The organism is Candidatus Anaeroferrophillus wilburensis, from assembly GCA_016934315.1.
Lineage (GTDB): Bacteria > Desulfobacterota > Anaeroferrophillalia > Anaeroferrophillales > Anaeroferrophillaceae > Anaeroferrophillus > Anaeroferrophillus wilburensis.
Genome location: JAFGSY010000030.1, coordinates 75,664 through 101,973, shown reverse-complemented (window position 1 = coordinate 101,973; position 26,310 = coordinate 75,664). Strand labels below are relative to the sequence as shown.

Here is a 26,310-nt window from a genome sequence, read left to right as displayed (position 1 = left end):
AACCTTTTATGGCATGAGCAGGTTTTTCATCTCTCGCACTGCCCGTTCCAATCCCACCAGGACGGCGTAGCCGATAATGCTGTGACCGATATTCATTTCTTCGATGCCCGGAATGCGGACAATAGGTTGGATATTGCGATAATTGAGACCGTGGCCGGCGTTGACCCCAAGATTGAGATTACGGGCGATAACACAGGCCTCTTCTATGAGCTTGTATTCATGTTGCTGCTCTGCTGCCGAATGGGCATCACAGTAGCGACCGGTGTGAATCTCAATATACTCTGCCCCGGTTTTATGAGCGGCTGCAATCTGATCAGCATCCGGATCAATAAACAGGCTGACGATTATTCCCTGGGACTGAAAGCGGCGCACCACCTCAGTTACTGCCACCTGTTGGCCAATGACATCAAGACCGCCCTCCGTAGTCAGTTCCTGCCGCTTTTCCGGCACCAGCGTCACCGTATCGGGTTTAATCTCTTCAGCAATGGCAATGATTTCGGGTGCGAGAGCCATTTCAAGATTTAATTTTGTTTTGATTACCTGTCGCAGAAGCATCACATCACGATCCTGGATATGACGCCGATCTTCCCGCAGATGAACAGTGATCCCGTCTGCGCCACCCATCTCCGCCAGCACGGCGGCAGCAACGGGGTCCGGTTCGCTGATTCCCCTGGCCTGTCGTATGGTTGCCACATGATCTATATTGACACCAAGTTTAATCATGGTTTTTGTCTCCAGCATGTTCTTCGGTCGGTTGCATCGGCCAGATCTCAGCCAAGGGTCTGCTGCACCAGGGCTGCCAGTTCGTCAACATAGCCGTTAATCTGGGCGGCATTGTCCCCTTCCATCATGACCCGAAGCTTGTTCTCCGTGCCTGAATAACGTACCAGCAGGCGTCCCCGACCTTGTATTTCCTGTTCCACGTCCTTAATCCTGGCATACAGGGCAGGGACCTGATCGAGGGGAACTTTACTTGCCACCGGCACATTTTTCAAAACCTGAGGATAGATATCCATAACCTGTGCCAGCTCGGACAGGGATTTTCCTGAGCGGACCAGCACCGACAGCACCTGGAGTGCGGATAAAATTCCATCTCCGGTTGTGTTGTGGTCCATAAAAATCAGGTGGCCGGATTGTTCGCCACCAAAATTGTAGCCATGCTGGCGCATCTCCTCAACCACGTAGCGATCTCCAACCTGGGTCCGGACAACAGAGATGCCTGCAGGTTCCAGGGCCTTCTCCAAGCCCATATTGCTCATGACGGTAGCCACCAGGGTATTGTTCTTCAACTGATTTTTGCGGGCCATTTCCAGTGCGCAGATAGCCATAACCTGGTCACCATGAACCTCTGTTCCCCGTTCATCGACAAACACCACCCGGTCTGCATCACCATCAAAGGCAATGCCGAGGTGGGCTTGTTGTTTTATCACCTCCTGCTGGAGCCGCTCCGGATGCAGTGATCCGCAGCCATCATTAATATTTTTGCCATCCGGCGAGACTCCGATAGTGGTGATCGAAGCCCCGAGTTCGGCAAAAACAGCCGGGGCAATCTTATAGGCAGCGCCATTGCCGCAGTCAATAACGAGCCGTAATCCTTCCAGGTCAAGTTCATCGGGGAAAGTGTTTTTCAGGAAGACGATATAGCGGCCGTTGGCGTCGTCTATGCGGAACGCCTTACCCACGGCGTCCGCTGTCGGACGCAGTCCCTTGATGGTATCATTAAAAATCATTTTTTCGATGGTCTCCTCAAGCTGATCAGGCAGTTTGAAGCCATCACGGGAAAAAATTTTGATGCCATTATCTTGAAAAGGATTATGGGAGGCGGATATAACCATGCCGGCATCAGCCCGCATACTGCGGGTTAAAAAGGCAATTCCGGGAGTCGGCATGGGGCCGATCTGCAGCACATCGACGCCCATGGAACAAATTCCCGAAACCAAGGCGCTTTCCAGCATATAACCCGACAGCCTGGTATCCTTGCCGATGACTATCCGATGCCGATGCTCTTTCTCTTTGCAGATAAAGGCCGTTGCCCGTCCGATGTGCAGGGCCATTTCCGCGGTCATCGGATCGATATTGGCAATGCCCCGCACACCATCGGTGCCAAAGAGTTTTCTTTTATACATGGTTACTTCTTTTTCTGGTTGAAGATGACTTCGACCTGTTTTGGGTTGGCAGAAATGAGATTAACCTTGTCCGGCAGTTCAATGGTAACCGGCAGGGTTACATAATGATCCTCGACACCGGAGCCTTCCAGTTCCGCCAAGTCAACGAAAACGTTCGTGTTATGGCGTATTTCATCCAGCAGGAGTGTCTGGGGTGAATTGACCAGCAGATCGACAAAATAGTTGCTGTAGCTGAGACGCTCCAGAGATGGTGGCTTATTAATGAAATCAATGCGAACCCCCTTGATGCTGCGTTGGGTTCGCTCCTCACTGATGGCAATAAAAACCTTTACCGTCAGAGGGTCAATGGATTTAATTTTTTCCGGCAGATAGGAAAGCGCCACTTCACGGGAAAGCTGCTGTTCAATGGTCGAAAGGTCAATGGGTTTAGTGGTTATCTTGTCGATTTTCTGCAGGTATCGTTTGGTGCCACGCACCACGGCAAATTCAGGCATCGTTGACATGTTGGCAATCTGGTAGCCACGGGGCAAGGAGCCGCTGGTTTCAATAACGACCGGCAAACGTTTTTCAATGATTGTATCAAGCGTCAGGGTTATGGTTGGCGGGGTAATGTCGACGACATTTATTCCCAGTGAAAGGTTTTTCAGCTGGTGTTCCCCTAAAAGAATTACGTTATCACCGACTTTTGCTCCTGCGAGGTCAATACTGAAAAAGGGGGGTTTCTTGGTCAGCGGCCGCAACAGGGTGGCAGAGCCTTTCAGGCGGATGTGGATGGTGCTGGGTATATCTCCGGCGATCGTCACATCTTGGGCAATACCTTGAAATTCTATGGGGACATCCATCCCCAGCTCATTCTTGCTTTCGCCAATGACAACAAACCACAGGAGAACAGCCAAGATCACCGACAGTATCTTGAGATTGAAATTATTGAAGAAAATATTGTGCAGGCGAAACATGGTACACCTCGGGCAGCAATCCTGGCTATTCACCCTCCCCCATCCGGGGAGCATGGTTATTTTATCCGCAGCAGATCCCGCAGCCCCTGCAAACTTAAATTCCCCTTGTTTCTCTTGCTGGGCATAAAGATTTTGGTCAATACTTTGTGCAGCGACTCGGCGTCCTGTCCCCTGGTGATTTTACCACCCATGGCCAGGGAAATGGTGCCCGTTTCTTCTGAAACAACAATAACAACTGCATCCGAATCTTCGGTAATCCCGATTGCCGCCCGATGGCGGGTGCCATAATTCTTATCAATGAGGGGGTTGGTGGTCAGGGGCAGAAAACAGCCGGCCGCGACGATCTGGCCATCAATAATAATAACCGCCCCGTCGTGGAGAGGAGAGGATGGGTTGAAAATGCTGAGCAGCAGCGCATCGCTGATCTCGGCGTTGATCTGTACTCCCCCCTCAATGATGTTGGGCATCTTGTTTTCACGGGCAAAGACGATCAAGGCACCGACCCGCTTCAACGACATGGCCAGGCATGCCTTTACCGTTTCCTCAAGATAATGATGCTCTTCTGACGGATTAATGGAAAAAGAAGTTTTGCCGAATTTTGCCAAGGCCCGGCGAATTTCGTTCTGAAAGAGGACGATAATGATGAGAATAATTGAACTGAGAAAACCGTTGATTATCCAGTGTAGGGTATAAAACCCCAAATAGAGGGAAATTTCATAGATGATGAAAATCAGGAAGAGGCCCAGAAGAATCTGAAATGCCCGGGTCCCGCGAATAATAAGCAGCACATGGTAGATAAGAAAGGCAACGATGACAATGTCGAGAATATCCTGCCAGCGCAGATTATAAATGATATCTACCATCAAATAGCACTCGAAGAGGTTAGATCATAACTATTGTTGATATGACGGGCAATCAGCATTCTCCATAGCGATCAGCCTGCCGGATGGCATTAATGATCTGAATGGCATCACGGGCGGCACCAACATCATGGACTCTGATGATGTTTCCGCCACTCCAAACGGCATGGGCGATGCTGGCAATGGTGCCTGCCAACCGGTCATCAACATCTTTTCCAGTCAGCCGGCCGATAAAAGATTTTCGCGAAGTACCAATCAGAATCGGCAGCCCCAATACCCTGAATTCTCGGAGGTGTTTGAGGATCGTCAAGTTATGGGCGAGTGTTTTGCCGAAACCGATTCCCGGGTCAATGAACAGCTTCTCCCGGGCTACCCCATTCTGGACGGCAAGGTCAACGCTCTCTTCCAAAGAGCTGATTATTTCTTCGATAACCTCGCGGTATTCAGGATGCTCCTGCATATTGTCCGGTGTTCCCTGAATGTGCATCAGGCACAGATAAGCCTCGGTAGCAGCCACCACGCCGGCCATACCGGAATCATAGCGGCCGGCACTGATATCATTGACCATGTCAGCTCCGGACGCCAAAGCCTCTCTGGCGACGTCACTTTTGTAAGTATCGATGGATAATGGAATATCATCCCGCTCTGCCCTCAAAGCTTCAATGACCGGGATCACCCGTTCAAGTTCCTGCTCCAAGGTTACCTTTGCTGCTCCTGGCCTGGTTGATTCGCCGCCGATATCGATGATTGCCGCTCCGTCTGCAATCATCTGCCGGGCATGTTCCAGAGCCTGTTCTTTTGCCTGGTAGCGGGAACCATCTGAAAATGAATCAGGGGTCACGTTGAGGATGCCCATGATCAGTGGCTGCTGCTGGAGATCAACCGTGATCCCCCGACAAGTGAACAGGTAGGGGGCAGGACGTTCATAACAGGAGATTGCCGCCTGGATTTGATCAGCCAATTTTGGCAGGGAGAAAGGCTGGGCGCGCATCTTCTGCAAAAAACGGCGAAACTGCTTGCGGGTAGCGCTGAGCAGTACCGGTCCATCAGGAGCACTGCAGTCGATCACGCCGCGGGCTACTGCCGCATCACCACCCACAGACAGCATCTCCTGCTTGACGATATTGGCCGCCCTGGCCGGCAACGGTCCAACGCGCAAGGTGTAGTGAACCATCTTGTTTTTCATCAGGGTGACGCCGTGGGTGTCGGTGCCAATCTGCTTCATGATGGCCGCCGCGTCATCGGGGCCGGCAATATCCTGAAAATGGACAAAGAATTTTCGCATCAATCGCTGCCTGTAGATGTTGGTTCATCCACCGCCGGAGCAGCCTCTTCCCGGCCGGGGTCATGTTCCTCATCAATGGCATCCTCGGATTGTTGTTCGGCCATAGCCGCCACCGACAAACCGATGATCTGGTCTATTTCTTCACCATTCAGGGATTCTTTTTCCAGGAGTGCGACGGCCAGGTCATCCAGTTCCTGTCGTTTATCCGCCAGGATTGCATGGGCTTTATCATAAGCGCCATGAACGATTTCCTTAATCTCTTCGTCAATTTCGACGGCGATTTTTTCACTGTAGTCCTTTGCGTGGGCCATTTCCCGGCCGAGAAAGATATGCTCTTCCTTCTTGCCGAAGCTTACCGGGCCCATTTTGCCCATGCCCCACTCACAGATCATTTTTCGTGCCAGATGGGTGGCTCGTTCAATGTCATTGCCGGCTCCGGTGCTGAATTTTTGAAAGACAACCTCCTCTGCCGCTCTACCACCCATCAGGACGGAAATGTTATTGAGCAGATATTCCTTGTCATAGGAATGGCGTTCATCGATGGGCAGCTGCTGCGTAAGACCCAGTGCCCGTCCACGAGGGATGATCGTCACCTTGTGAATGGGATCGGTGCCGGGAAGAAAACGGGCTACCAGGGTATGACCGGCTTCATGATAGGCAGTGTTCTTCTTTTCCTCCGGGCTGATAACCAGACTGCGTCGTTCAGCACCCATGAGGACCTTATCTTTGGCCTCCTCCATATCTTCCATCTCAACCTGGTTTTTATTCTTCCGGGCGGCCAACAGACTTGCTTCATTGATGAGGTTGGCCAGGTCGGCGCCGGTAAACCCGGGGGTCCCTCGGGCAACGATCTTAAAATCAACATTCGGTGCCAAAGGAACGTTCCTGGCATGCACTTTCAGGATTCCCTCCCGACCCTTGACATCGGGGTTGGGTACCACCACCTGCCGGTCGAAGCGGCCGGGCCGCAGCAGCGCTGGATCCAGCACATCCGGACGGTTGGTGGCGGCAATCAGGATGACTCCTTCATTGGACTCAAAACCATCCATTTCCACCAACAGTTGATTGAGGGTCTGTTCCCGCTCATCATGACCGCCCCCCAGGCCGGCACCGCGGTGACGGCCGACGGCATCAATCTCGTCAATAAAAATCAGGCAGGGAGCATTTTTCTTCCCCTGGTTGAAAAGGTCACGGACTCTTGACGCACCGACTCCGACGAACATTTCCACGAAGTCGGAACCGCTGATGCTGAAAAAAGGCACCTCAGCTTCGCCGGCTATGGCCTTGGCCAGCAGGGTTTTTCCGGTCCCCGGCGGGCCAACCAGCAGCACGCCTTTCGGGATTTTTCCGCCAAGCCGGGTGAACTTTTTCGGATCCCTGAGAAAGCTGATGATTTCTTCCAGCTCCTCCTTGGCCTCTTCAGTGCCGGCAACATCCTTGAACGTAACTTTTTTCTGGCTTTCAGTGAGGAGTTTGGCCCGGCTTTTGCCAAAGGACATGGCCTTGCCACCGCCCCCCTGCATCTGGCGCATGAAAAAGACCCAGACACCGATCAGAAGCAGCATGGGAAACCAGGAGATGAGAATCGACTGCCATAGCGGTGGCTGAGCTTCAGGCTTTGCCGATATTTTAACCCCTTTGCTGCGCAGCAGCTCAATCAGGGCAGGATCGTCAGGGGCATAGGTCTTGAAAGCGGTGGTGCCATAACTGCCGCTGATATCATGACCTTGAATTGTCACTTCGCTGATCTGTCCGTTGTTGACCAGTTCAATAAAGTCGCTGAAAATAATTTCATGCTGGCCAACCTTCGGGTTGTTGAAAACATTGAACACCATGATCATGATTAAACTGATCACCAGCCAGAGAGCCAGATTTTTATAGAACGGCTTCAGTTCTTTATTACCTTTCATCGCTGATACTATCTTTCTCCAGAGTTTGATGATGTTAAAAAGCATCCGGGTTGTTTTGACTGCCAACCAACAACTAACAGTCAGGGTTGTCATCATTACCGTTTATTGCCAGCCATCTGCGCGAAACCTAAGGTGGCCGCCAGCTACCAAACGGATAATGTTACTACCATATTTAATCCTTATTTTTCAAGGGAAAACAGGATGTTGTAAGGAAGGATTGGCTCAGGTGAGTCAACGTCCATTCGCTGCCATGGCTTTATCAGATATTTTTTCTACCATACCCATTATTTTACTGCAAGTGATTGCAAAAAAACGATAATTTGTTATTATCAGTCCCATGCAACAAACTATAGCAGGAACCATCAGCGTTAGGCATGGCAGGGCATCATTTATTAGAGATTCTTCTGAGGCGCTGCCCCTTGCCCTCTCCTATCACACCCAGTTGAAATACCGATTCATGGATGGAGATCGACTAACTGCCCACATCCGTGCCGATCGCCGGGGCCGGCTGCAGGTGCTGCCGGTGAAGGTATTGAGTCGGTCTTTAAGTTCTTTTGTCGGGATTGTTGTTCTCTCCCGGGGAAATTTGCTGCTGGTTCCTTTTGCCCGGCCTGAAGTTGACCACTTCATGATTGCCGAGGGTGATAAGGGGCTGGTTGCCGAGGGTGAAGCGGTTATCGCCCGCATCGATTGCTATCCGTCCTATACGACCCCCGGTACAGCAAAGGTGATTCGTTCATTGGGAATGTTTCGGGCGCCGGGAGTAGATGGTAAAGTTGTCAGTTACCATTACCGGCTTCCGAGCCGCTTTCCCCGTGGTGCACGGCAGCTGGCCAAAGCTCTTGCGGTGCCGGTGGGCAGGAAGGAGCTGAAGAATAGAACCGATCTGCGGCAGAAACATTTTTTTACCATTGATGGTGCCCAGGCCAGGGATTTTGATGATGCAGTGGCAATTGACCGGCTGGCCGCCGGCGGTTTCCGTCTCTATGTCAGCATAGCCGACGTAAGTCACTATGTCAGGCCGGAATCGATTCTCGACCAGGAGGCATACCGCCGGGGAACCAGCATCTATTTCCCCGGTTACTGCATTCCCATGCTGCCGGAGGAACTGTCAAATGGCATCTGCAGCCTGAAACCTGGACAGGACAGACTGACGGTCACGGCGATTATGGAATTTGATGCTGCCGGCAGGCAGCTCAATGAACATTTTTGTCCCTCGGTAATTAACAGCAAGGCCCGTTTGACCTATAACCTGGTTACCGGCCTGTTGGAAGGAGATCAAAAGACCGGGAAATTGCCCACCAGACTACGGCAGATATTGCCGGATCTGCAGCAGATGAAACAATTGAGCCAGCTTTTGCAGGCACGTCGCATGCAAAGGGGAAGCATCGATTTCGACCTGCCGGAGGCGGCAATACTCTTTGATCAAGAGGGAAATGTCGATACTATCGAGCCTGCCAGCCGGACCATTGCTCACCGGATTATTGAAGAATTCATGCTGGCTGCCAATAACGCGGTTGCCACCCACCTTGCCTGGCTTGATTGTCCCCTGCTTTACCGTATTCATGAGGTGCCCGACCCCAAAAGGATTACCCAGTTGACAGAAACCTTGAAATGTTTTGGATTATCTGTTAAAGGCTGGCGTTCTGCGCACCCGCGGGCATTTCAGGAACTCCTGGTGCAGGCGGAGCAGCGGTCGGCTGCCCCGGTCATCAACACCTTATTGCTGCAGGTTATGCAGAGGGCACGATACAGCCCCGTTAACAGCGGCCATTTCGGTCTGGCGCTGTCCTGTTATACCCATTTCACCTCCCCCATCAGGCGTTATCCTGACCTGATGGTTCACCGGGTGCTGAAAGCACGGCTATGGCCAAAACTTGAAGGTGCCGCCGCTGAGGTTGCTGATCTGGCCCAGGCGGGTGATTATCTTTCTGACCGTGAGCGTTTGGCAGTCGAGGCGGAACGAACTGCACTAAAATTGAAAAAGCTCTTCTATCTTGAAACCCATCATGCTGAGCCGTTGACTGGCATTATTTCCGGCATCAGTGATGCCGGACTGTTTATAACCCTGTCAGATATTTTGGTGGATGGTCTGCTGCCTTTCCGATTGATGGATGATTATTACCAGCGTCACGATAACCGCATGCAGGTGGTTGGCGAACAGAGCGGTAAAACCTACACCCTCGGCGATCTTTTGCCGGTTGCTGTTGACCGGATTGATCCGATTGCCTGTCGCCTTGATCTGCAGTTGCCTGGTTGCAGGCCGAATGGAGTTCAGCGTCCTGCCGGCCGCCAGCGAAAACGCCGGCATAAACCTTTTTCCACCCCCACTGGACGCAAGAGATGAAACCATGTATTGCCATTATTGGCCGGCCTAACGTCGGCAAATCGACCCTCTTCAATCGGCTGGTGAAAAAGAAAAAAGCAATTGCTGCGGATACCCCCGGAGTTACCCGGGATCGCATTTTTGCCGATGCCAGCTGGGATGGCAGGGAGTTTCTGCTTGTCGATACTGGCGGCATGGTGCTGGATTATGATACCGGCATGCAGACTGACATTACCCGGCAAAGCATGCTGGCGGTAGATGAGGCTGATGCGATTATTTTTCTGCTGGACGGCAAGGATGGGGTTACCGCCGATGATGAACGGCTGGCGCTGTATCTTCGCAAGAGCAGAAAAAAGGTTTTCTGGGTCGTTAATAAAGTTGAATCCCACCGTGACCAGGCCGCCAGTGTTGATTTTTACCGCCTGGGCATGGAAACTCTCTACGAGGTGTCAGCGGCCCATGGCCTAGGCATTAATGACCTGCTGGAAGCAGTTACGGCAGTTCTGCCCGAAAGTGAACCGGAGGTGGCAGAGGCCGAAGGTCAGCCACTGAGGATTGCGGTGATCGGCAAGCCGAATGTAGGTAAATCCTCACTACTGAATCAACTGATCGGTGAAAAGCGGCTGGTTACCAATGATCAGCCCGGTACCACCATGGATTCCATTGAAGTTCCGCTGGATTTTCATGGCCGGCATTATCTCTTTTTTGATACAGCCGGCTTGCGGCGGAAAGCCAGGGTTCATGATCAGGTGGAAAGCTTTGCCACCGTTGCCACCATGCGCAGTGTTGATTATGCCCAGATTGTCCTGTTGATGATCGATGCTACGGCCGGGATTACCGACCAGGATCTCAAGATTGCCTCACTGGCCCATGAAAAGGGGAAAGTGATTATTTTCCTGTTCAACAAGATTGACCTGATTTCCGGTGCGGAGTTTAACCAGAAAAAAATGTTCGACCTTCTTACTGACCGTTTCTCGTTTATTTACCGTCCTCACGCCATCAGAATTTCAGTACTGAAGAAACAGGGAATAAACAAGATTTTTCCCCTGATCGAAGCGCTTGATCATCAATTGCATAAACGGATAACCACCGGCATCCTGAACCGGACGCTGAAAAGGATAACTGAAGAGCACCAGCATCCCCTGATCTACCGGCATCCCCTAAAGTTTTATTATATTACCCAACTGGCAAGCATTCCACCGGCGTTTGTTGTTTTCTGTAATACCATTAAAGGGATTGAACCCAGTTATATCCGTTATCTCAAGAAAAAACTCGTTGATTATTTGGAATTTGAAGGAATACCCTTAAGAATATACTTCAGGAAACGCTGATATTCTTTGTGGTGCAGTAAAAAAATTATCTTTGCACAATAAATATGCAAATTCCTTCTTTTTTTTCTTGACACCCGGGAACAAAATCGATATTAGATTCTCTGTTTGGTTTAATAAAATCATGTTCTATAACAATGGAACATCCATAGGTGTCATTCTTTAACTGGTCAGGATAATTAGTTAAATATCTTCAGGTGTTGGCATGAATAAATCAGAGATGATTGAGGAACTTGCTGTCCAGGCAAATTTGAATTACAATGTCGCAGAAACCATTGTCAATTTGGTCGTTGATTCAATGAAGACAGCCCTCATTGAAGACGAACGGATTGAGTTGCGCGGCTTTGGCAGTTTTCATATTGAGCACTATCAGGCCTATACCGGACGCAACCCAAAAACCGGCGATTCCATTGAGGTTCCTCCTAAAAAACTCCCCTTCTTTAAAGTCGGCAAAGAGCTGAAAGAAAAGATCAACAAAAAGTTTCTAGCGAAACCCTGATGGCCGCAAATACGATACGCCAATTTCTGCAAAAGAAGGAAAACCTTCCTAATGTTTTGACGTTTTCTCGGATTGCGGTTGTTCCCCTGCTGATTATCCTGCTTTCCTTCGATGGTCGATTCATCAATTTTTTTACCGCCTTGCTGATTGTCGCCGCCGCCATCACCGATGGCCTGGACGGATATCTGGCCCGCAAATATCAGGTGATTACCGCTTTTGGCAAACTGCTCGATCCGGTGGCCGATAAGGTTTTAATTGTTACCACCATGGTTATGCTGGTCTTCCTTGGAAGAGCACCGGCCTGGATGGTCTGCCTTATCCTGTGCCGGGAATTTGCCGTTACCGGTCTGCGGGCGGTGGTCGCCGAGCAGGGGGTGGTTATAGCTGCCAGTCCGTCGGCCAAATATAAGACCGTTTTTCAGATTGTTGCCATTGTCGCCCTGACCATCCACTATCCCCTCTTTGCCATTAACGCCCATAGTGTCGGGATGGTATTTATCTGGCTGGCTCTCGGGCTGACCTTATGGACCGGTTATGCCTACTTCAAGGCCGCCCTTCCTTACCTCAGTATCACAGGAGAATAAATTCCCTTCCCGGTCTTTTTTCTGTTGACTTTTGAGCAAAAGTATTTTAGAAACGTCGGGAATTTAACAGTCATGGGCGGGAATAACTCAGTGGTAGAGTGCAACCTTGCCAAGGTTGAAGTCGCGGGTTCGAATCCCGTTTCCCGCTCCAGTATCAGAGACTGATCAGCATCTTGGTGCTGATTTTTTTATGGTGGCGCCATCGCCAAGTGGTAAGGCAGAGGTCTGCAAAACCTCCATCCCCGGTTCGAATCCGGGTGGCGCCTCCAGCTTCCTTTCCCACCATAGTTTCCGGCAGAGTAACAATGCCTGGATGGCGGAATAGGTAGACGCAAGGGACTTAAAATCCCTCGGTGTTATACACCGTGCCGGTTCGATTCCGGCTCCAGGCACCAAGAAAAATATGGCTTCCGGCAACGATTTGCTGGAGGCCTTTTTCATTTCAACAATACTTCTTGATCGTGTGCTTTTTCTGGCTGAAATGGGTAGTTTCCCCCCGTTGATCGTTTCATTTGTCACACTGTATTTTGACATCCCCCCTTCCCTTTATTATAATCCCTCTAGGACACAGCATGATAGCCGTCGGAGTAAACTAACCTGTTGCTGCTGAATAACGTGTGTACCTTATGATGAGCCTATGATTGCTCTCGTTCGTGAAAGCCTGACCCATGCCTTGATGATTACCGGCTTTGTCTTTGTCATGATGCTGGTAATTGAATATCTCAACGTCCTGACCTCCGGAGTATGGCAGCAGGGCCTGCGGGGCAGCCGGTGGAAGCAGTATCTGCTGGCATCATGTCTGGGAGCGACTCCGGGATGTCTGGGGGCCTTCGCGGTTGTTTCGCTCTATTCTCACCAAGTGGTTTCCCTGGGGGCGGTGGTGGCGGCAATGGTTGCCACCAGCGGTGATGAGTCCTTTGTCATGCTGTCGATGATTCCCCGGACAGCCATTCGTATTTTCCTTCTGTTGATGTTGATCGGTGCTGCCGCCGGTATTCTGACCGATTGGCTGGTCAGCGCCAGGACTACCGGTGAGCATGTCGCAGGTCATCAGTTCCCCCTCCATGAAGAGGATGCCTGTCACTGTTTTCCTTCCGGCCAGATACTGAATCAGTGGCGGCATTGTACTCTCGCCCGCGGCGTCCTGATTTTGACTCTGCTTCTCTTTGATTTCGGACTGCTCAGTGGGCAGCTGGGCCCGCCGGTCTGGAACTGGATTAAAACAACCCTGCTGATTACCGCAAATCTCGGACTGTTTATTGTCGCCACCGTTCCTGATCATTTCCTTGAAGAACATCTGTGGCAGCATGTGGCAATAGTCCATGTGCCACGGGTGTTCCTGTGGACTTTCGGCGCCCTGCTGGGCATGCATCTGCTGATTGATCACCTTCATCTTGCCGGCTGGATGCAGGAAAATCAGCTTCTCCTGGTGCTTGCCGCCTGCCTTGTGGGACTGGTCCCCGAATCGGGACCCCACCTGATTTTTCTCACCCTCTACAGTCAGGGGGCAATCCCTTTCAGTATTCTTCTTGCCAACTCAATCGTCCAGGATGGTCACGGCATGCTGCCGTTGCTGGCCCATTCCCGCCTAGATTTTTTTCGAATTAAGGGCATTAATTGCCTTATCGGTTTCCTTGTCGGTCTGATCGGTTATGCCATTGGCTGGTAATCCCTATGGAAAGTTCAGAAAAAACCGCCGTTTATTCAATTCTGACCAACGTTCTGCTGGTGGGCATCAAGATTTTGCTGGTTTATGCTTCAGGCAGCCTGGCGATCAAGGCTGACGCCATCCATTCACTTGCCGATGTGGCATCATCCAGCATCATTCTGCTCGGCATCAAGATTTCCAAGCGCTCCAGCCGCAGCTTTCCCTATGGTTTATACAAGGTGGAAAACCTGGTTGCCCTGGCAACCTCTTTTTTGATATTTTTTGCCGGTTATGAAATAGTCTTGGAAGTCTTCACCGCTCCTCCCCGCTTGCTGGCAGCCAATATCCCCCTTGCCGCCGCCGGTATTACCGCTACCATTCTGATTACCTGGCTTTTTTCCCGTTATGAACTGAAAAAAGGTCTGGAAACTGGATCCCCCAGTCTGGTCGCCGATGCCCGGCACATCTGGAGCGATATGCTCTCGTCAATGGTCATTCTGACCTCTCTGCTTGGCAGTATCGCCGGCTTTGCCGTCGATCGCTATGCCGCCCTCATTGTCGTTGCCTTCATTGCCCGGGCGGCATTTCTGATCCTCCTTGATGCCATAAGGGTTTTGCTTGATGCCTCCCTCGACCACGACAGCATGAATCGGGTCCGCGAGATTGCCATCGCTGACCCAAGGGTCATAAAGGTTAACGAACTTCGAGCCCGCAACGCCGGCCGCTATAAGTTTGTCGAGCTGGATCTGGTTTTGCGTGTTAAGGAACTGGAACGTGGGTACAGGGTCTCAGAAGAGATCAAACAGCGGATAATGATGGAACTGGCACATGTGGATCATGTCATTATTCATTATCAGCCCTGGCACAAAGATTATCTCATCCTTGGTGTTCCTCTTGAAGAGAACCGCCAGCTGATTTCGGAACATTTTGGTGAGGCCCCATTTTTCCGGCTTACTACCTTCCTTCCCCTGGATGGTTCGGTGGTCGCCGATACCATCCTGCAGAATCCTTATATTCTCGAAGAAAAAGGCAAAGGCATCAAAGTGGCCAACTGGCTGCTGGAGCAGGGGCTGGAAATCATTCTTGTACGCCATGATCTGGCCGGCAAAGGACCGGGGTTTGTGCTGGGTAATGCCGACACTGAAATTCTGGTGATTGCGGACAAGGATGCCGAGACTGCTTTAACCCGCATAAAGGCAGAATTACACGGTCCAGCCGACGCTGACTGCACTGGTTGATTGGTGATGATTTGTCGGGCGACGGCAATCAGGACTGGGCGGTAAACCGCCTGGCTTTTTGGGGTACTCAAATATGTTTGTGGGGTTGTTTCCCCAGGCGATGTGCATGCTCATGATGGTGGATGTGGAGCTCTTCATCAAAAAGAATTCTGCCGCCATCCATCGTATAGATATGTTCGACGGTGGAACTGAGGAAGTCAAACTCATGGGAAATGATGATCGACGGGAGAGCCAGATCGTTTAAGATGTCAATCAGTCTGCTTTTGGTATCCCTGTCAAGACCGGATGTGGGCTCATCAAGGAGCAGGACCTCCGGCTCCATAGCCAGTACAGTGGCCAGTGAAACCAATTTTTTTTCGCCGCCTGAGAGCTTAAAAGTTACCCGGTCAGCTAATTTTTCCAAGCCAAGAAATTTCAGGGTACGCAAAGATATCTCCCGGGCGGCTTCCGGAGAATGGCCAAGATTCAATGGACCAAAGGCCACATCTTCGATCACCGTAGGGCTGAACAGCTGATCATCGGCATCCTGAAACAGCAGGCCGATTTTTCGCCGGACGGTGAAAAAATCGTCTCCCGTGACAATGTGCTTGCCGAAAATTTCAATGGTGCCGGAGGTCGGCTGCAGCAAGCCCATAATCAGGTGGAACAAGGTGGTTTTGCCGCTGCCGTTGGGGGCGGACAGACCAATCCGCTCTCCCGGACCAAGCAGCAGTTCCAGATCCTTGAAGATTGGCGGCTGGCCGGGATAGCTGAAAGCAATCTGCTTAAGATTAATGAGTGGTATCTGGACCATGCAACTTCCCTTTGCTCCCCTACCCGGTGAAACAGCGTTTAACCCGCCATTCGATGACAATCAGTGAGCCCACAATGACAACCATCAGCCCGGTAAAAATCCAGTCCCGGCGGGTTCCCTTAAACTCTTCCAGCGAGTGGAATTTTCCCCCAAAGCCCCGGCATACCATCGCCTGGTGGACCCGGGTTGCCCGTTCGGCCGCCCGGACAAACAACATCCCCATGAGATAGGCATAGGTCCGGTAGGTCTGCAGATTAGTTCCCGGCTTGAAATTTCGTATACGGGCCGCCCTGAGCAGCCGTTGATACTCATGTTCTATGACAAAAATATAACGATAGGTCAGCAAGATAAGGTAGACAATTTTATCCGGCAGCCGCAGCCGGTTCAAGGCTTGTCCCAGGTGGGCTGTGGTCATGGTGCCGATCAAGGCAATGAGGGCCAGCAGGATAGCTGTGGATTTGAGGCTGATCTGGATGCTTAACGCCACGCCAGGTCGGCTGATGGCCAGCGGCCCGATAGTGATCAACGTTTGTCCGCCATAACTCCAGGGGAGAATGAACCAGAGTAGCAGCAGAAAACCCATGACCACCGTTAGCCGCTGGAACACTTTATAAAGATCGAGGCGGGCCAGCAGGACCAGACTCAGGGAAATCAGTAATCCCGAAAGCAGCGTATAGAGGCCGGCAGACAGGGCCAGGGTGAAAGAAAATGCGCTGGCTGCAACGACCCTTGCCCGCGGATCGAGGCGGTGAATCAGAGAATTGCCGGTGGCAAAGGGCTCTTGGATCATGATTTTTTTCGCGCCTGGAGATAGGCGACCAGGCCAACGAGGCCGACAATGTAGCCGATTCCGCCGACGATGTCGGTGAACGTCGGACCCTTTTCCTGGGCTGCAGCCAGCTGTTTGAGAATCGGCTGCAGCTTTTTATCCAGTGCTTTTTCTACCGCCTGTCGAATAACCTCCTCCTGGCTGCAGGAAATCGGTTCCCCGGCCGGGTTTGGCAGTGATTTTCGTACGTCTGCTGTCTGAAGCTGCGGTCTTTCCTGATGGTTGGCAGCGGCGGCAGCCGGGGATGGCGCTGAAAAACCGGCATCGCTGATCTCTTCCCGGCTGATTGTCCAGCTTCCCTGGTGTCCCATGCCGGCGGTCAGAACAATGGAGAGCGGGCCGAGATTGTTCAGGGGAAAGGAAAACTCTCCCTGATCATCGGTGGTCCCGGTCAAGAGCAGAGAGCCAACGGCATCAAATACCTCCACCTTGCCCTCCTTGACCAGCTTACCGCCGCTGAATTTACTTTCCGTATGGATGGTGTTGCCTTCAATCCAGGCAAAAACCATCACCTTATGGGCTTCGGCCGTTCCGAAAAAAAGGAGGACGAAGATCGGTATTGCCAACATTCTGAGGCAGCGGCTATCCATGACTACATCCGATCTCCCGAGCTGCTGACCGACAGCAGTTCAGGGCTGACTTTTTTCAAAAAATTGAGGCAGAAAACAGTGATGATTCCTTCAATGACCATCACCGGTAGATGAGCAGAGATTGCCAGGACAGCCACTTCGAAAAAGTTTTCTTCGGTAAACATGAGACTGATCCCCAGCAACAGGGCACTGAAAAAAACTGCCAGAAAACCGCAGAAAAAAGCAGCTGGCAGGGCAATTGCCGGTCTTCTCATGATCAGGGGGGTGAAGAGGTAGTAGCAGACAACCGCCGGCAGAGCCATGATCACCGTATTAACCCCAAGGGTTGTCAGGCCGCCGAACTGGAAAAAAACCACCTGGAGCAGTAGCGCCACCATAATGGTCGGAAATGCCCCCCACCCCAGCAGCAGACCGATGATGCCGTTAAGAATCAGGTGAACGCTGGCCGGACCAACCGGCACATGAATCAGGGAGGCAACAAAGAAGGCTGCCGACAAAACGCCGGCCCGCGCAATATGTTCGAGGTCTAGCTTCTTGATGCCGATTGCCGTTCCAGCGGCCGCTATGGCCATGCCGGAAATCAGTACCGGTCCAGAGAGAACACCTTCGGAAATATGCATAATATTTTTCCCCGCCCTGAAATGAATATGGCCAACGTCATGGAGTTGCCTGTGGAAGCGCCTTCCTTTCCTTATCATAGCTTCTTTGTCATGGCTTTTCCTGCCAGTCATGGAATTCAACCCAGATAACGGCACCCAGTTCGATGGCTTTTTCCTGCCCATCATGCACCAATGTCTCGGCCGCCGTATTCAATGCCGCAAAACCCCACCAGCCGGCCCGGGGAACCGCATAGGTGAAAACGCCGTTCTGGTCAGCTTTGATGGTCTGGGTAACCATATAGTCACTGGGGGCAAGGGCTTTGCCATCCTGGTTGTAAAATTCGATTTCAACTTCGGCGTAGGGAACCGGTTTGCCGTCCATTTTGACAATTCCCTGAAAAATATTGCCGGTGTAGAGGCCAAACGGTTTGCTCAACGGGACGATCTCTGTTTTCAGGCCAAGTTCCGCATCCCAGCCCTCATCATCGCCAAAGGCGGCGACCACGGTTTTGGTGTAATGGATAATGAAGCAGTCTTCAGCCGGCTCCCAATAGGGCTGTGGTTCAAGGCAGAACTGATAGATGCCGGGTCGCTTGATCTGGTAATCGGTTTTCCAGGCGGTATGATCCCATACTTTGGTACTGGTCAGCGTGGTGGTAAGATCATACGTTTTGCCATGGGTGGCAAGGGTAAATTTTTTTGGCATCTCCAGTTCCATCCCCTGGCCTTCAAATGGGTGGGAAAAAGAGAGCGTCAACGTAATTGTCCGAAAGTCTTCCTGCATAACCATTGAATCTGTGGGAATGACCATGCCGAAATGGGCCAGGCAGATGCTGGCCGTAAACAAAACAATGGTGGTCGAAAGAAGAATGGTTGTCATCTTTTTCATCTGTTCCTCCTTTGGCAAAAAAAAACCACGAATGGTAAGAACCTGTATGGTCCCCGTACCTTCGTGGTATTTTTCCGGCAAAAATGATGTTGGAAAAGAGTATCTTTTCAGATTACGGGGTTCTCCCCGTGATTTTTCGCACTAGTAACCCAAACTGACTGCCATGTCAATGGTAAAAACTCGAAAATGGTTTTGGCTGGCCGGAGGTTCCCAGGTTATCAATCTGCATCACTGATATTGACTATCAGTTTCTGACCATGCCTGCGCATGCTTTCAGCAAAAACATCAACGTAGGCTTGAACCTCCGGCATCGGAATGCCCGTAGCGGTGACCGTCAGAATTCCGTTTTCATAGCGTCCTTCTGCCACCCCCCGGCTGCTGTTTTTCAGATTACGATCCAGAATCCAGATGAAATCATCCAGGTTCTCCCGAAACCAACGGGTGGGCGTGCCAACGGCAAAGGTAATGATAATCCGGCTCATGATCCACCGCTGCTCCTTTTTCAGTCGGCGCGAGAAGGTTTATTGTCCAAATGAGGGTCTACCCAGACTGCCTGATCCTGACTGTTGCTCTTTCCCGCCAGAACCTTCAGGATTATCTGGACCTTTTTCCCAGCCCAGGGTGAAAGATCTGCATCAAGCTTCTTAACTTGTCGTGGAAAAAGCCGTTGGCTGGCCACAAGGTTGAGCTCTTCGCCGGTGTGGACAAAAACCTGAAAAGAGACTCCGTCTGAGGCATCGGCACCATGACGGAAACCAACATAGGTATGGAAAAAGAGCCCCTCCCCCAGGATTATTTCCGGATAGCGGCCCTCTATCCAACCTTGGTTCTTCATCTGGGGATGGGTTTCAATCATTGAGACGGCCCGAACGCCGGACTGAAGAGAGCCAGCGTCAATTTTTCTTACATAGCCGTTCTGATCATGTTCAGAATCGGAAAAGGATAATGTACCGGCACCGGAAACCCAGATGGCCATGGTGGCCTGTTCATAGAAATTGAACGATTGTACCTGTTCCGCAGAGACTTGTGGCTTACCAACCAGACCTGGTTGGCAACATGAAACAATGGATATTGCCAGAAAAACTGTGGCCAGGGCTGTTAATTTCATCTGGAGACCTCCGAAGATATGGTTTTTCCGCTGCTGGAGCTGCATGAAATATCTTGCATGAAACAAGAACTCCCTGTTCATTCGCCAGAAGTCAGTATAGCTCCATTCTCGCTCATGTCAAGAATAAAGTTAGCATCTTCAGGTAGTTAGATAATGATTTCAATGTATGCCAGCCGTAATAGCACTCAAGTTTTCCGCCTGATCGCCGATAATAGAGGAGAATGTGCCGATCCAGGAGGGTATTGGCAGAGTTGTATTGCATGGAGGCAGCAGATGAAGATCGAATCCTCGTCCGTGGCGATAGCTACCAGCCACCAACTGCGTGAGAATCACGATATCAGTGAACGGCTGAACCTCTGGCAGGATGGCAACAGCAATCCTGCCGCCCCACTCCCACAGCTAGAAGAACAAAAAGCAAACAAAGATCAGCTGCGCATTTCCACCCTGGCAAAACATCTTTTCCACCAGCTGCAGTCCGGCAGGGCCACGGAAGAGATCACGTATCCGGCGGCCGGCGGGGAACTCAGTATAGAGATAAGTCCTGAAGATCAGCAGAAACTGATGATCCTTGAACGTCTCTGGGAGCAGCTGACCGGCAGGAAAATTTCCTTACAGGTTCCCACAACATTCGTTGCTTTCCCTCAAAATCACGGTGTTCCAGTTCAGTCTGCCAACGCTGACCGGAACGCTGAAGAGGAAAGGCTGGGATGGGGATTGGAATACGATTACCATGAGCATCACCATGAACAGGAGCAGATGCTTTTTACTTCTCAAGGAATAATCAAAACGGCTGATGGTCGTGAAATGAATTTTTCCGCTGACCTGAGAATGTCGCGGGAATTTCACCAGACTATTGATCTATCCATCAGGGCCGGTGATGCCAAGCTGACCGATCCCCTGATCATTAATTTTACCAATGAGGGTGTCAGCCTGAGTGAACAAAAATTTGCTTTTGACCTCGATTTGGATGGCAATGACGAGCAGATATCCCTCATCAAGCCAGGCAGTGGCTTTCTGGCCCTGGACCGGAATGGGGACGGCATCATCAACAATGGTGGGGAATTATTTGGTCCAAGGAGCGGCAGCGGTTTTGCCGATCTTGCAGTTTTTGATGAGGATGATAACCAGTGGATCGATGAAAATGATGCTATTTTCAGCCGATTGCGTATATGGACCTATGACGAGGAAGGAAATTCCTCACTTTTTGCTTTGGGAAAGAAGGGTATTGGGGCGATTTACCTTGGCGGTCAGTATACCCCCTTTGCATTGAAAAACAGTGCTAATGAACTTCTGGGAAAAGTTAGTGCCACCAGCGTCTACCTTTGTGAACAAGGTGCTGCCGGAACCATTCAGGAGATTGATCTGGCTGTCTGACCGGTGGTTTCAGCTTTACATCAGGTTGTTCAACCAGCAATTTCATGCTATACAGACTAACCTTTTCAAAAAGGTGTCATGTAACAACCTGCATGGATGTGATCTGTTGTGACCGAATGGATTGAGATCGATAAAGATGAGGCGCATATCGCCCGCGAGAAACAGAAGGCCCGGGACCTGAGGCGCTCCGCCTGGTGGCAGAATAAGCTGGCTGCCGGTATCTGCCATTACTGTGGGCGGCACTTCCCACCCGAGGAACTGACCATGGATCACGTTGTTCCCCTGTCCCGAGGTGGAAAAAGCACGAAAGGCAATATCGTTCCCTGCTGCAAAGCATGCAACAATCAGAAAAAATACCTGACCCCGGTGGAGATGCTCCTTGACCAACTGCCCGACCGGCAGCAGGATTGAAAAGACCCGCCTCCCCTGCCGCTGACGGCGCGCACCAAGACCCTAAAAGCGTTCAATTAATTTATCAATCAGGTAGCTGCTTTCCCGCATTGCCTGATCGCCGAAAGGCCCGAACCAGGTAGAAATTTTTTGAAATTCATCACAGAAAGCCTGTTTGTCTTCCTTTTCAAGCAGTTCCAGCTGTTCATTGAGCGATCTGAGATACGATTTCAGCAGATCAAGGCGTTCGGGGGTGGCAAAAATAATCTCGGCATACAGGGATGGATCCTGGGCGAACAGTCTGCCGACCATGCCTAACTCCAGCCGATAGATGGGGCTGGAGAACTCCAGCGTACGGCGGATATCAACCTGCTGCTGGTGCAGAAAACGGCCAAACGTAAAGGTGGCGAAATGGCGCAGGGCCTGGACAATGGTCATCATCTCATCGTGTTCCCTGGCCGATGCCTGGACGGTCACTGCCCCCCAGACATGGAACTGTTCGATAACCCATTGGCATTGCGCCGCCATTCTTCCCTGCGTGACGACCACAATCTGCTTGTCCATGGTTGATGTGGTTGCGCCAAAAAGGGGATGCAGCCCCACAACCGGTCCCTGGTAGGCTTGCAGCATTGCCTGCAATGGCAATTCTTTAACGCTGGTAATATCTGCCAGAACAGCTTTGGCCGGCAGCAGGGGCGCAAGGCTGTTTATGACGTCAACTGTTGCTTCAATGGGAACGCCGACCACCGCCAGATCAACATCCTGACAGAGAACAGCGGCATTGCCCCAGTCAGAGCGATCAAGAATGCGAACCTCGTAGCCGGACGCTGCAAACCAGCGATGGAAGTAGCGACCCATTTCACCGGCACCGCCCACCAGCAGGACAACCGCGCCAGGACGAATTCCCTTACGGGACATCTGAGAGCTTTGACTTACCCTGGAGTTACGCAGAATCAGGCGAAACAGTTCTTCAATGTAGTCAGGATCCAACTGTTCCCTGGCCCCCTGTTCGCGTCGGCGTGAGATGAGGTCTTCTTCCCTTGCCGGATGATATACCGGCAGCTGGTGTTTCTTTTTCAGCTGGACTACCTGTTCCACCAGCTGCCGTCGCTGGGTCAGCGAAGCAACCAGCCGTTCATCAATGGCATCGATCTGTTCACGCAGATATTGCAGGTTCTGCTCAACGGCGGAAAAAGTCATGGAGATCATCCTGGAAATAGCAGAAGATGAAGTTGTGAGGAAGTCATCATCATTGCCCAGATCAGAAACGGGTGATGTGTACTTCGTGCGTGGCTATCCATTCATCAAATCTTTGCCGGAGATAGCGTTTGAAACGATAGCGGGTTGCAGGAATCAGCAGCAGCAAGCCGGCAAAGTCGGTCAGCAGTCCCGGAGTCAACAGGACGATGCCGGCGATGAGGATAAGCAGGGCATCGATTATCTCCTCGGCCGGCATGATGCCCTGCTGCAGGCTGGCCCGGACCTGAAACATGGCCTGGACCCCCTGCTGCCTGGCAAGCCAGGCGCCGGCAAAGCCGGTGCCGATAATTAGGAGAATGGTGTTGAAAGCGCCAATAAGCTGCCCGGCCTTGATGAGAAAATAAATTTCCACCACCGGAACCAGGGTAAATGCCAGAAACAATTTCAATAACATAGACGTCTCACTTGCTGCCGGTGTTGTCGTAGGCATAAAATTTCATGGTAAAGTTTCCTTTTCCTTTGGTTGCCGAACGTAGAGCCGTGGTATAGCCAAACAACCGTCTGAGAGGCACCAGGGCGCTGATAGTGGTTAACAGGCCAAGATGTTCAATGGCGTTCACCTTGCCGCCACGGGAGTTGATGTCACCTACCACATCCCCGACATGCTCCGCTGGCACAACAATATCCACATCCATAATCGGTTCCAGGAGTACCGGCGAAGCCTCCTGAACCGCTTGGCGGACAGCATTGGCTGCCGCAACTTTCAAAGCAACCTTGGTAAAATCACCCGACTCTCCTTCAAGAGCATCAATGTGCAGCGCGACGTCAACCAGTGGATACCCCTGGGAACCGCCGGCACTGATGGACTCTTCGATGCCCTCATCGACTGCCTGCCGCAATGGCGCTGACAGATCGTCGAGGCATGCCGTCGCGGTGATTTCATTGCCGCTGCCCCGCTTACGGGGGGCAACACTAACGGTCAGACGGGCAAACTGGCGCTCTTTCTCCTCTTCATCCACCCGTTCAAACTGACCCGTGGCACTGGCTGCTGCGGCAATGGTTTCCTGGTAGAGAACCTGGGGTTTACCCAGATTGCTCCCCAGATTATATTCCGCTTTAAGACGCTCGCTGATCACCTCCAGGTGCAGTTCGCCCATCCCGGAGATAACCAACTGGCCGGTTTCTTCATCAGCCTTGACGTTGAATGTCGGATCTTCATCGCTCATTTTTTGCAAGGTTTCCCAAAGTTTGTCCTGATCGCTGTTGCGGAGCGGTTCAATAGCCGCGGAAATGACCGGCCGGGTAAACTCCATCCCTTCAAGGAGAAGGGGTGATTCAGGGCTGCAGAGGGTGTCTCCGGTGATGCTCAGTTTGAGACCCATGACTCCGATGATGTCCCCGGGGCCGGCAGTGCTGAGACGATTTTTTTTATGCGCCTGCATCTGAAATAATCTGGAGGCTTTTTCCGTTTGCTGCAGGCGGGGATTATAAACGTTCTGTCCCGGGATCAGGGTACCGGCATAAATTCGCAGGTAGGAGAGGCGTCTGCCTTCCATCATGGCGACCTTAAACAGGAGGGCGGTGAAAGGTTCATCGGCCGCCGGCCGGCGTACTGCCTCCTGATCGCTTGCCGGATCGATACCCTTGACGGGAGGAACGTCATCAGGAGCAGGCAGGTAGTCAATGACCGCGTCAAGAAGCGGCGGAATGCCTTTGTTTTTCAGGCCGCTGCCACACAGCACGGGAACAAAGCCATGGTCAATCGTCATCCGCCGCAGGGTCTGCATTACCTGTGCCGCTGGCAGCTCGCGCCCCTCAAGATAGTCTTCCAGCAGTTGGTCATCGTAGTCAGCGACCTGTTCCCAGAGCATCTGACGCCACTGGTTTGCTTCGGCAAGCAGTTCATCAGGAATCTGCCGGCGGGAAAAATCAAGGGGGTTGTCGCTGCTCTCCCAGAGCAGGTATTCCATCGATATAAGATCAATGATGCCGTGGAAATCACTCTCTGCGCCAACCGGAAGCTGCAGGGCCAGCGGTTTTGTCCCAAGTTTTTCTCGCATCTGATCAATGACCGCAAAAAAATTGCTGCCCAGCCGGTCCATCTTGTTAATAAAGGCAATCCGTGGAACCCGGTAGTGATCAGCCTGATGCCAGATGGTTTCCGACTGCGGTTCCACACCGCCAACGGCACAAAAAACCGCCACCATACCATCCAGAACCCGTAAGCTCCTTTCAACCTCAACCGTGAAATCCACGTGGCCGGGCGTATCAATAATGGTGATCGTACGGTTTTTCCAGTTGCAGGTGGTCGCCGCCGAGGTAATGGTAATGCCGCGCTGCTGCTCCTGGTCCATCCAGTCCATCAGGGCGGTTCCCTCATGGACCTCTCCCATTTTATAGGTCATTCCCGTACTGAACAGGATGCGTTCGGTGATGGTCGTTTTACCGGCATCGATATGAGCGGCAATCCCGATATTTCTCACATGCTGCAGTGATTTTTTCATGATTGCCCCGATGGTTGGCTGCAGTTTACCGGTTGTGCACGCTGTTGCTCTGCCGAGCTTTCCGCCAATGAATTCATTACCTGTGCTTCAACCGCAGACAAGGTAAGATCATGCTTGTCTGCCAGGGCTGCCAGATCATCGAACTCCGGTTTGACGGTGAACATTGCTCCTGTCTGGTCACAGCCGGTTTTTACCCGCACCGGTCCCAGTGCGGTAGTGACTGTTTGCTGACTGCGCTCCAGAACATAGCGGGTGATTGGCATTTTTTTGATTCCCAAGGTCGAGCTATGACGGAACAGGCAGCCAATCAGAGGTGATTCATCAGAGGGCATAGCCAGCACCTGGAGAGTGATTCCGGGACGATTTTTTTTCATCATCACCTGCTGAACAACCACATCCAGGGCACCGGCGGCAAACAGCTTTCCCTGCAGATAGCTGATCTGCTCAGGGGTCATATCGTCAATGGATGTTTCAAGACCAACAACGGTTTCGCTGGCGTAGGAGGACTCTTCGACCTGGTGGCCCATAGTCCGGCTGCCGAGCATCAGCCGCAGAAGATTGGGCTGCTGGGCTAAATTCCTGGAACCGACGCCATAACCCACCGCGTCTATAGTCCAAGTCAGTCTGCCGCTCGGCTCAAATTCATCAACGATGGATTTGAGCACCGCCGCCCCCGTCGGCGTTACCAGTTCAGCAGGAATAGCAGTCTGCCTGACCGGCACTCCTTGCAGCAGGGCAACCACCGCCGGCACCGGCACCGGCAGATGACCATGCTGGCAGGTCGTCAAACCGGTTCCCAGTGGAATGGCCGGAGCAAGAATCCGGTCGGCACCGCACCATTCCACGGCAGCGGCAATGCCAAGAATATCAGCCAGCGAATCAATACTGCCAACCTCATGAAAGTGGACCTTCTCAAGAGCAATCTGGTGAACCCTGCTTTCAGCTTCAGCCAGCAAGGCAAAGATCTTTATACTCAGGCTTTTAACAACCGGCTCAATGGGCGCTGATTCTATGAGATGGCAGATGTCAGCAAATGTGCGATGGGGAATGGCTGCCTGCTCACCGGCGATCAGTGGGAAGCTGAGCTGGCAGCCACCGATGCCATGGCGAGCTGCCTTTTCAATCTGCAGCCGGAAAGTGGTGTCCAGGCCGAAAGGCTTCAAGGTTGCGCGCAGCATCTCGGCCGGAAAACCAAGATCCAGAAACGCCCCAAGCAGCATATCGCCGCTGGCGCCGGAAAAACAGTCAATAAAGAGGATTCGCTCTGTCATCAT

At 51.8% G+C, this 26,310-nt stretch carries 25 protein-coding genes and 3 tRNA genes; 11 read left to right on the top strand and 17 right to left on the bottom strand.

The window, feature by feature from the left end; translation table 11 throughout:
• Nucleotides 1-6 precede the first annotated feature (6 nt).
• Genes JXO50_08025 through ftsH form a run of 6 tightly spaced genes read right to left on the bottom strand, consistent with a single transcriptional unit; the run spans nucleotide 7 to nucleotide 7,137 of the window.
• Nucleotides 7-723, bottom strand: a complete 717-nt coding sequence (locus tag JXO50_08025) for a pyridoxine 5'-phosphate synthase (GenBank protein ID MBN2333036.1) — start codon at nucleotides 721-723, stop codon at nucleotides 7-9.
• Nucleotides 724-770: 47 nt separating this feature from the next.
• On the bottom strand, nucleotides 771-2,126 hold the full coding sequence (locus JXO50_08020; protein MBN2333035.1) for a phosphoglucosamine mutase: 1,356 nt from the start codon (nucleotides 2,124-2,126) through the stop codon (nucleotides 771-773).
• Between the two features lie 2 nt (nucleotides 2,127-2,128).
• Nucleotides 2,129-3,082 carry a hypothetical protein gene (locus JXO50_08015; GenBank protein ID MBN2333034.1) on the bottom strand — a complete coding sequence of 318 codons (954 nt, stop codon included), beginning with the start codon at nucleotides 3,080-3,082 and terminating at the stop codon, nucleotides 2,129-2,131.
• A 56-nt stretch (nucleotides 3,083-3,138) separates the two neighbouring features.
• The gene (gene cdaA / locus JXO50_08010) at nucleotides 3,139-3,945 is read right to left on the bottom strand and encodes a diadenylate cyclase CdaA (protein ID MBN2333033.1); all 807 of its coding nucleotides are present in this window, start codon (nucleotides 3,943-3,945) and stop codon (nucleotides 3,139-3,141) included.
• Between the two features lie 52 nt (nucleotides 3,946-3,997).
• Nucleotides 3,998-5,227: a dihydropteroate synthase gene (gene folP, locus JXO50_08005; protein MBN2333032.1), complete on the bottom strand. Its 1,230-nt coding sequence runs from the start codon at nucleotides 5,225-5,227 to the stop codon at nucleotides 3,998-4,000.
• Nucleotides 5,227-7,137 carry an ATP-dependent zinc metalloprotease FtsH gene (ftsH, locus tag JXO50_08000; protein ID MBN2333031.1) on the bottom strand — a complete coding sequence of 637 codons (1,911 nt, stop codon included), beginning with the start codon at nucleotides 7,135-7,137 and terminating at the stop codon, nucleotides 5,227-5,229. Before ftsH ends, folP begins: the two co-directional genes overlap by 1 nt.
• 337 nt (nucleotides 7,138-7,474) lie before the next feature.
• Here ftsH and rnr point away from each other — a divergent pair, with 337 nt between their 5' ends.
• The 9 genes from rnr to JXO50_07955 all read left to right on the top strand — a co-directional run bounded on the left by rnr (nucleotide 7,475) and on the right by JXO50_07955 (nucleotide 14,760).
• Nucleotides 7,475-9,484, top strand: coding sequence for a ribonuclease R (rnr, locus tag JXO50_07995; GenBank protein ID MBN2333030.1), 2,010 nt, complete (start codon nucleotides 7,475-7,477; stop codon nucleotides 9,482-9,484).
• Nucleotides 9,481-10,794 carry a ribosome biogenesis GTPase Der gene (gene der / locus JXO50_07990; GenBank protein ID MBN2333029.1) on the top strand — a complete coding sequence of 438 codons (1,314 nt, stop codon included), beginning with the start codon at nucleotides 9,481-9,483 and terminating at the stop codon, nucleotides 10,792-10,794. The genes rnr and der overlap by 4 nt, the downstream gene beginning before the upstream one ends.
• 202 nt (nucleotides 10,795-10,996) lie before the next feature.
• A complete protein-coding gene (locus JXO50_07985) occupies nucleotides 10,997-11,290 on the top strand; it encodes an integration host factor subunit beta (GenBank protein MBN2333028.1) in 294 nt (97 codons plus the stop codon).
• Nucleotides 11,290-11,874, top strand: a complete 585-nt coding sequence (gene pgsA, locus JXO50_07980) for a CDP-diacylglycerol--glycerol-3-phosphate 3-phosphatidyltransferase (protein MBN2333027.1) — start codon at nucleotides 11,290-11,292, stop codon at nucleotides 11,872-11,874. The genes JXO50_07985 and pgsA overlap by 1 nt, the downstream gene beginning before the upstream one ends.
• A gap of 76 nt (nucleotides 11,875-11,950) precedes the next feature.
• Nucleotides 11,951-12,025: transfer RNA gene (locus JXO50_07975), tRNA-Gly, on the top strand.
• A gap of 44 nt (nucleotides 12,026-12,069) precedes the next feature.
• Nucleotides 12,070-12,143 (top strand) — tRNA-Cys (locus JXO50_07970).
• A gap of 38 nt (nucleotides 12,144-12,181) precedes the next feature.
• Nucleotides 12,182-12,269 (top strand) — tRNA-Leu (locus JXO50_07965).
• Between the two features lie 242 nt (nucleotides 12,270-12,511).
• Nucleotides 12,512-13,543, top strand: coding sequence for an arsenic efflux protein (locus JXO50_07960; GenBank protein ID MBN2333026.1), 1,032 nt, complete (start codon nucleotides 12,512-12,514; stop codon nucleotides 13,541-13,543).
• Nucleotides 13,544-13,548: 5 nt separating this feature from the next.
• Nucleotides 13,549-14,760, top strand: coding sequence for a cation diffusion facilitator family transporter (locus JXO50_07955; GenBank protein MBN2333025.1), 1,212 nt, complete (start codon nucleotides 13,549-13,551; stop codon nucleotides 14,758-14,760).
• Between the two features lie 67 nt (nucleotides 14,761-14,827).
• Here JXO50_07955 and JXO50_07950 read toward each other — a convergent pair whose 3' ends face one another.
• The 7 genes from JXO50_07950 to JXO50_07920 form a co-directional block, all read right to left on the bottom strand.
• Nucleotides 14,828-15,553, bottom strand: coding sequence for an ABC transporter ATP-binding protein (locus JXO50_07950; GenBank protein MBN2333024.1), 726 nt, complete (start codon nucleotides 15,551-15,553; stop codon nucleotides 14,828-14,830).
• Between the two features lie 19 nt (nucleotides 15,554-15,572).
• Nucleotides 15,573-16,343, bottom strand: a complete 771-nt coding sequence (gene cbiQ / locus JXO50_07945; protein MBN2333023.1) for a cobalt ECF transporter T component CbiQ — start codon at nucleotides 16,341-16,343, stop codon at nucleotides 15,573-15,575.
• The gene (locus tag JXO50_07940) at nucleotides 16,340-16,951 is read right to left on the bottom strand and encodes a hypothetical protein (GenBank protein MBN2333022.1); all 612 of its coding nucleotides are present in this window, start codon (nucleotides 16,949-16,951) and stop codon (nucleotides 16,340-16,342) included. The genes cbiQ and JXO50_07940 overlap by 4 nt, the downstream gene beginning before the upstream one ends.
• Nucleotides 16,952-16,974: 23 nt before the next feature.
• Complete coding sequence (gene cbiM, locus JXO50_07935; protein MBN2333021.1) at nucleotides 16,975-17,592, bottom strand: cobalt transporter CbiM; 618 nt, start codon at nucleotides 17,590-17,592, stop codon at nucleotides 16,975-16,977.
• Nucleotides 17,593-17,680: 88 nt separating this feature from the next.
• Nucleotides 17,681-18,460: a DUF4198 domain-containing protein gene (locus JXO50_07930; protein MBN2333020.1), complete on the bottom strand. Its 780-nt coding sequence runs from the start codon at nucleotides 18,458-18,460 to the stop codon at nucleotides 17,681-17,683.
• Nucleotides 18,461-18,678: 218 nt separating this feature from the next.
• Nucleotides 18,679-18,942, bottom strand: coding sequence for a hypothetical protein (locus JXO50_07925; protein MBN2333019.1), 264 nt, complete (start codon nucleotides 18,940-18,942; stop codon nucleotides 18,679-18,681).
• A 20-nt stretch (nucleotides 18,943-18,962) separates the two neighbouring features.
• The gene (locus tag JXO50_07920) at nucleotides 18,963-19,568 is read right to left on the bottom strand and encodes a hypothetical protein (protein ID MBN2333018.1); all 606 of its coding nucleotides are present in this window, start codon (nucleotides 19,566-19,568) and stop codon (nucleotides 18,963-18,965) included.
• A gap of 273 nt (nucleotides 19,569-19,841) precedes the next feature.
• On the opposite strand from JXO50_07920, the gene JXO50_07915 reads away from it, so the two are divergent.
• Both JXO50_07915 and JXO50_07910 read left to right on the top strand, forming a co-directional pair.
• Nucleotides 19,842-20,942 (top strand): hypothetical protein, encoded by a 1,101-nt coding sequence (locus tag JXO50_07915; GenBank protein ID MBN2333017.1) that lies wholly within the window; start codon nucleotides 19,842-19,844, stop codon nucleotides 20,940-20,942.
• A 108-nt stretch (nucleotides 20,943-21,050) separates the two neighbouring features.
• On the top strand, nucleotides 21,051-21,353 hold the full coding sequence (locus tag JXO50_07910) for an HNH endonuclease (protein ID MBN2333016.1): 303 nt from the start codon (nucleotides 21,051-21,053) through the stop codon (nucleotides 21,351-21,353).
• A gap of 42 nt (nucleotides 21,354-21,395) precedes the next feature.
• Here the strand turns inward: JXO50_07910 and tyrA are convergent, their stop codons facing one another.
• The 4 genes from tyrA to larC are packed head-to-tail and all read right to left on the bottom strand — an operon-like array spanning nucleotide 21,396 to nucleotide 26,310.
• Complete coding sequence (tyrA, locus tag JXO50_07905) at nucleotides 21,396-22,541, bottom strand: bifunctional chorismate mutase/prephenate dehydrogenase (protein ID MBN2333015.1); 1,146 nt, start codon at nucleotides 22,539-22,541, stop codon at nucleotides 21,396-21,398.
• 52 nt (nucleotides 22,542-22,593) lie between these two features.
• Nucleotides 22,594-22,986, bottom strand: coding sequence for an FxsA family protein (locus tag JXO50_07900; protein ID MBN2333014.1), 393 nt, complete (start codon nucleotides 22,984-22,986; stop codon nucleotides 22,594-22,596).
• Nucleotides 22,987-22,993: 7 nt separating this feature from the next.
• Nucleotides 22,994-25,036 (bottom strand): elongation factor G, encoded by a 2,043-nt coding sequence (gene fusA, locus JXO50_07895; GenBank protein ID MBN2333013.1) that lies wholly within the window; start codon nucleotides 25,034-25,036, stop codon nucleotides 22,994-22,996.
• Nucleotides 25,033-26,310 carry a nickel pincer cofactor biosynthesis protein LarC gene (larC, locus tag JXO50_07890; protein MBN2333012.1) on the bottom strand — a complete coding sequence of 426 codons (1,278 nt, stop codon included), beginning with the start codon at nucleotides 26,308-26,310 and terminating at the stop codon, nucleotides 25,033-25,035. The genes fusA and larC overlap by 4 nt, the downstream gene beginning before the upstream one ends.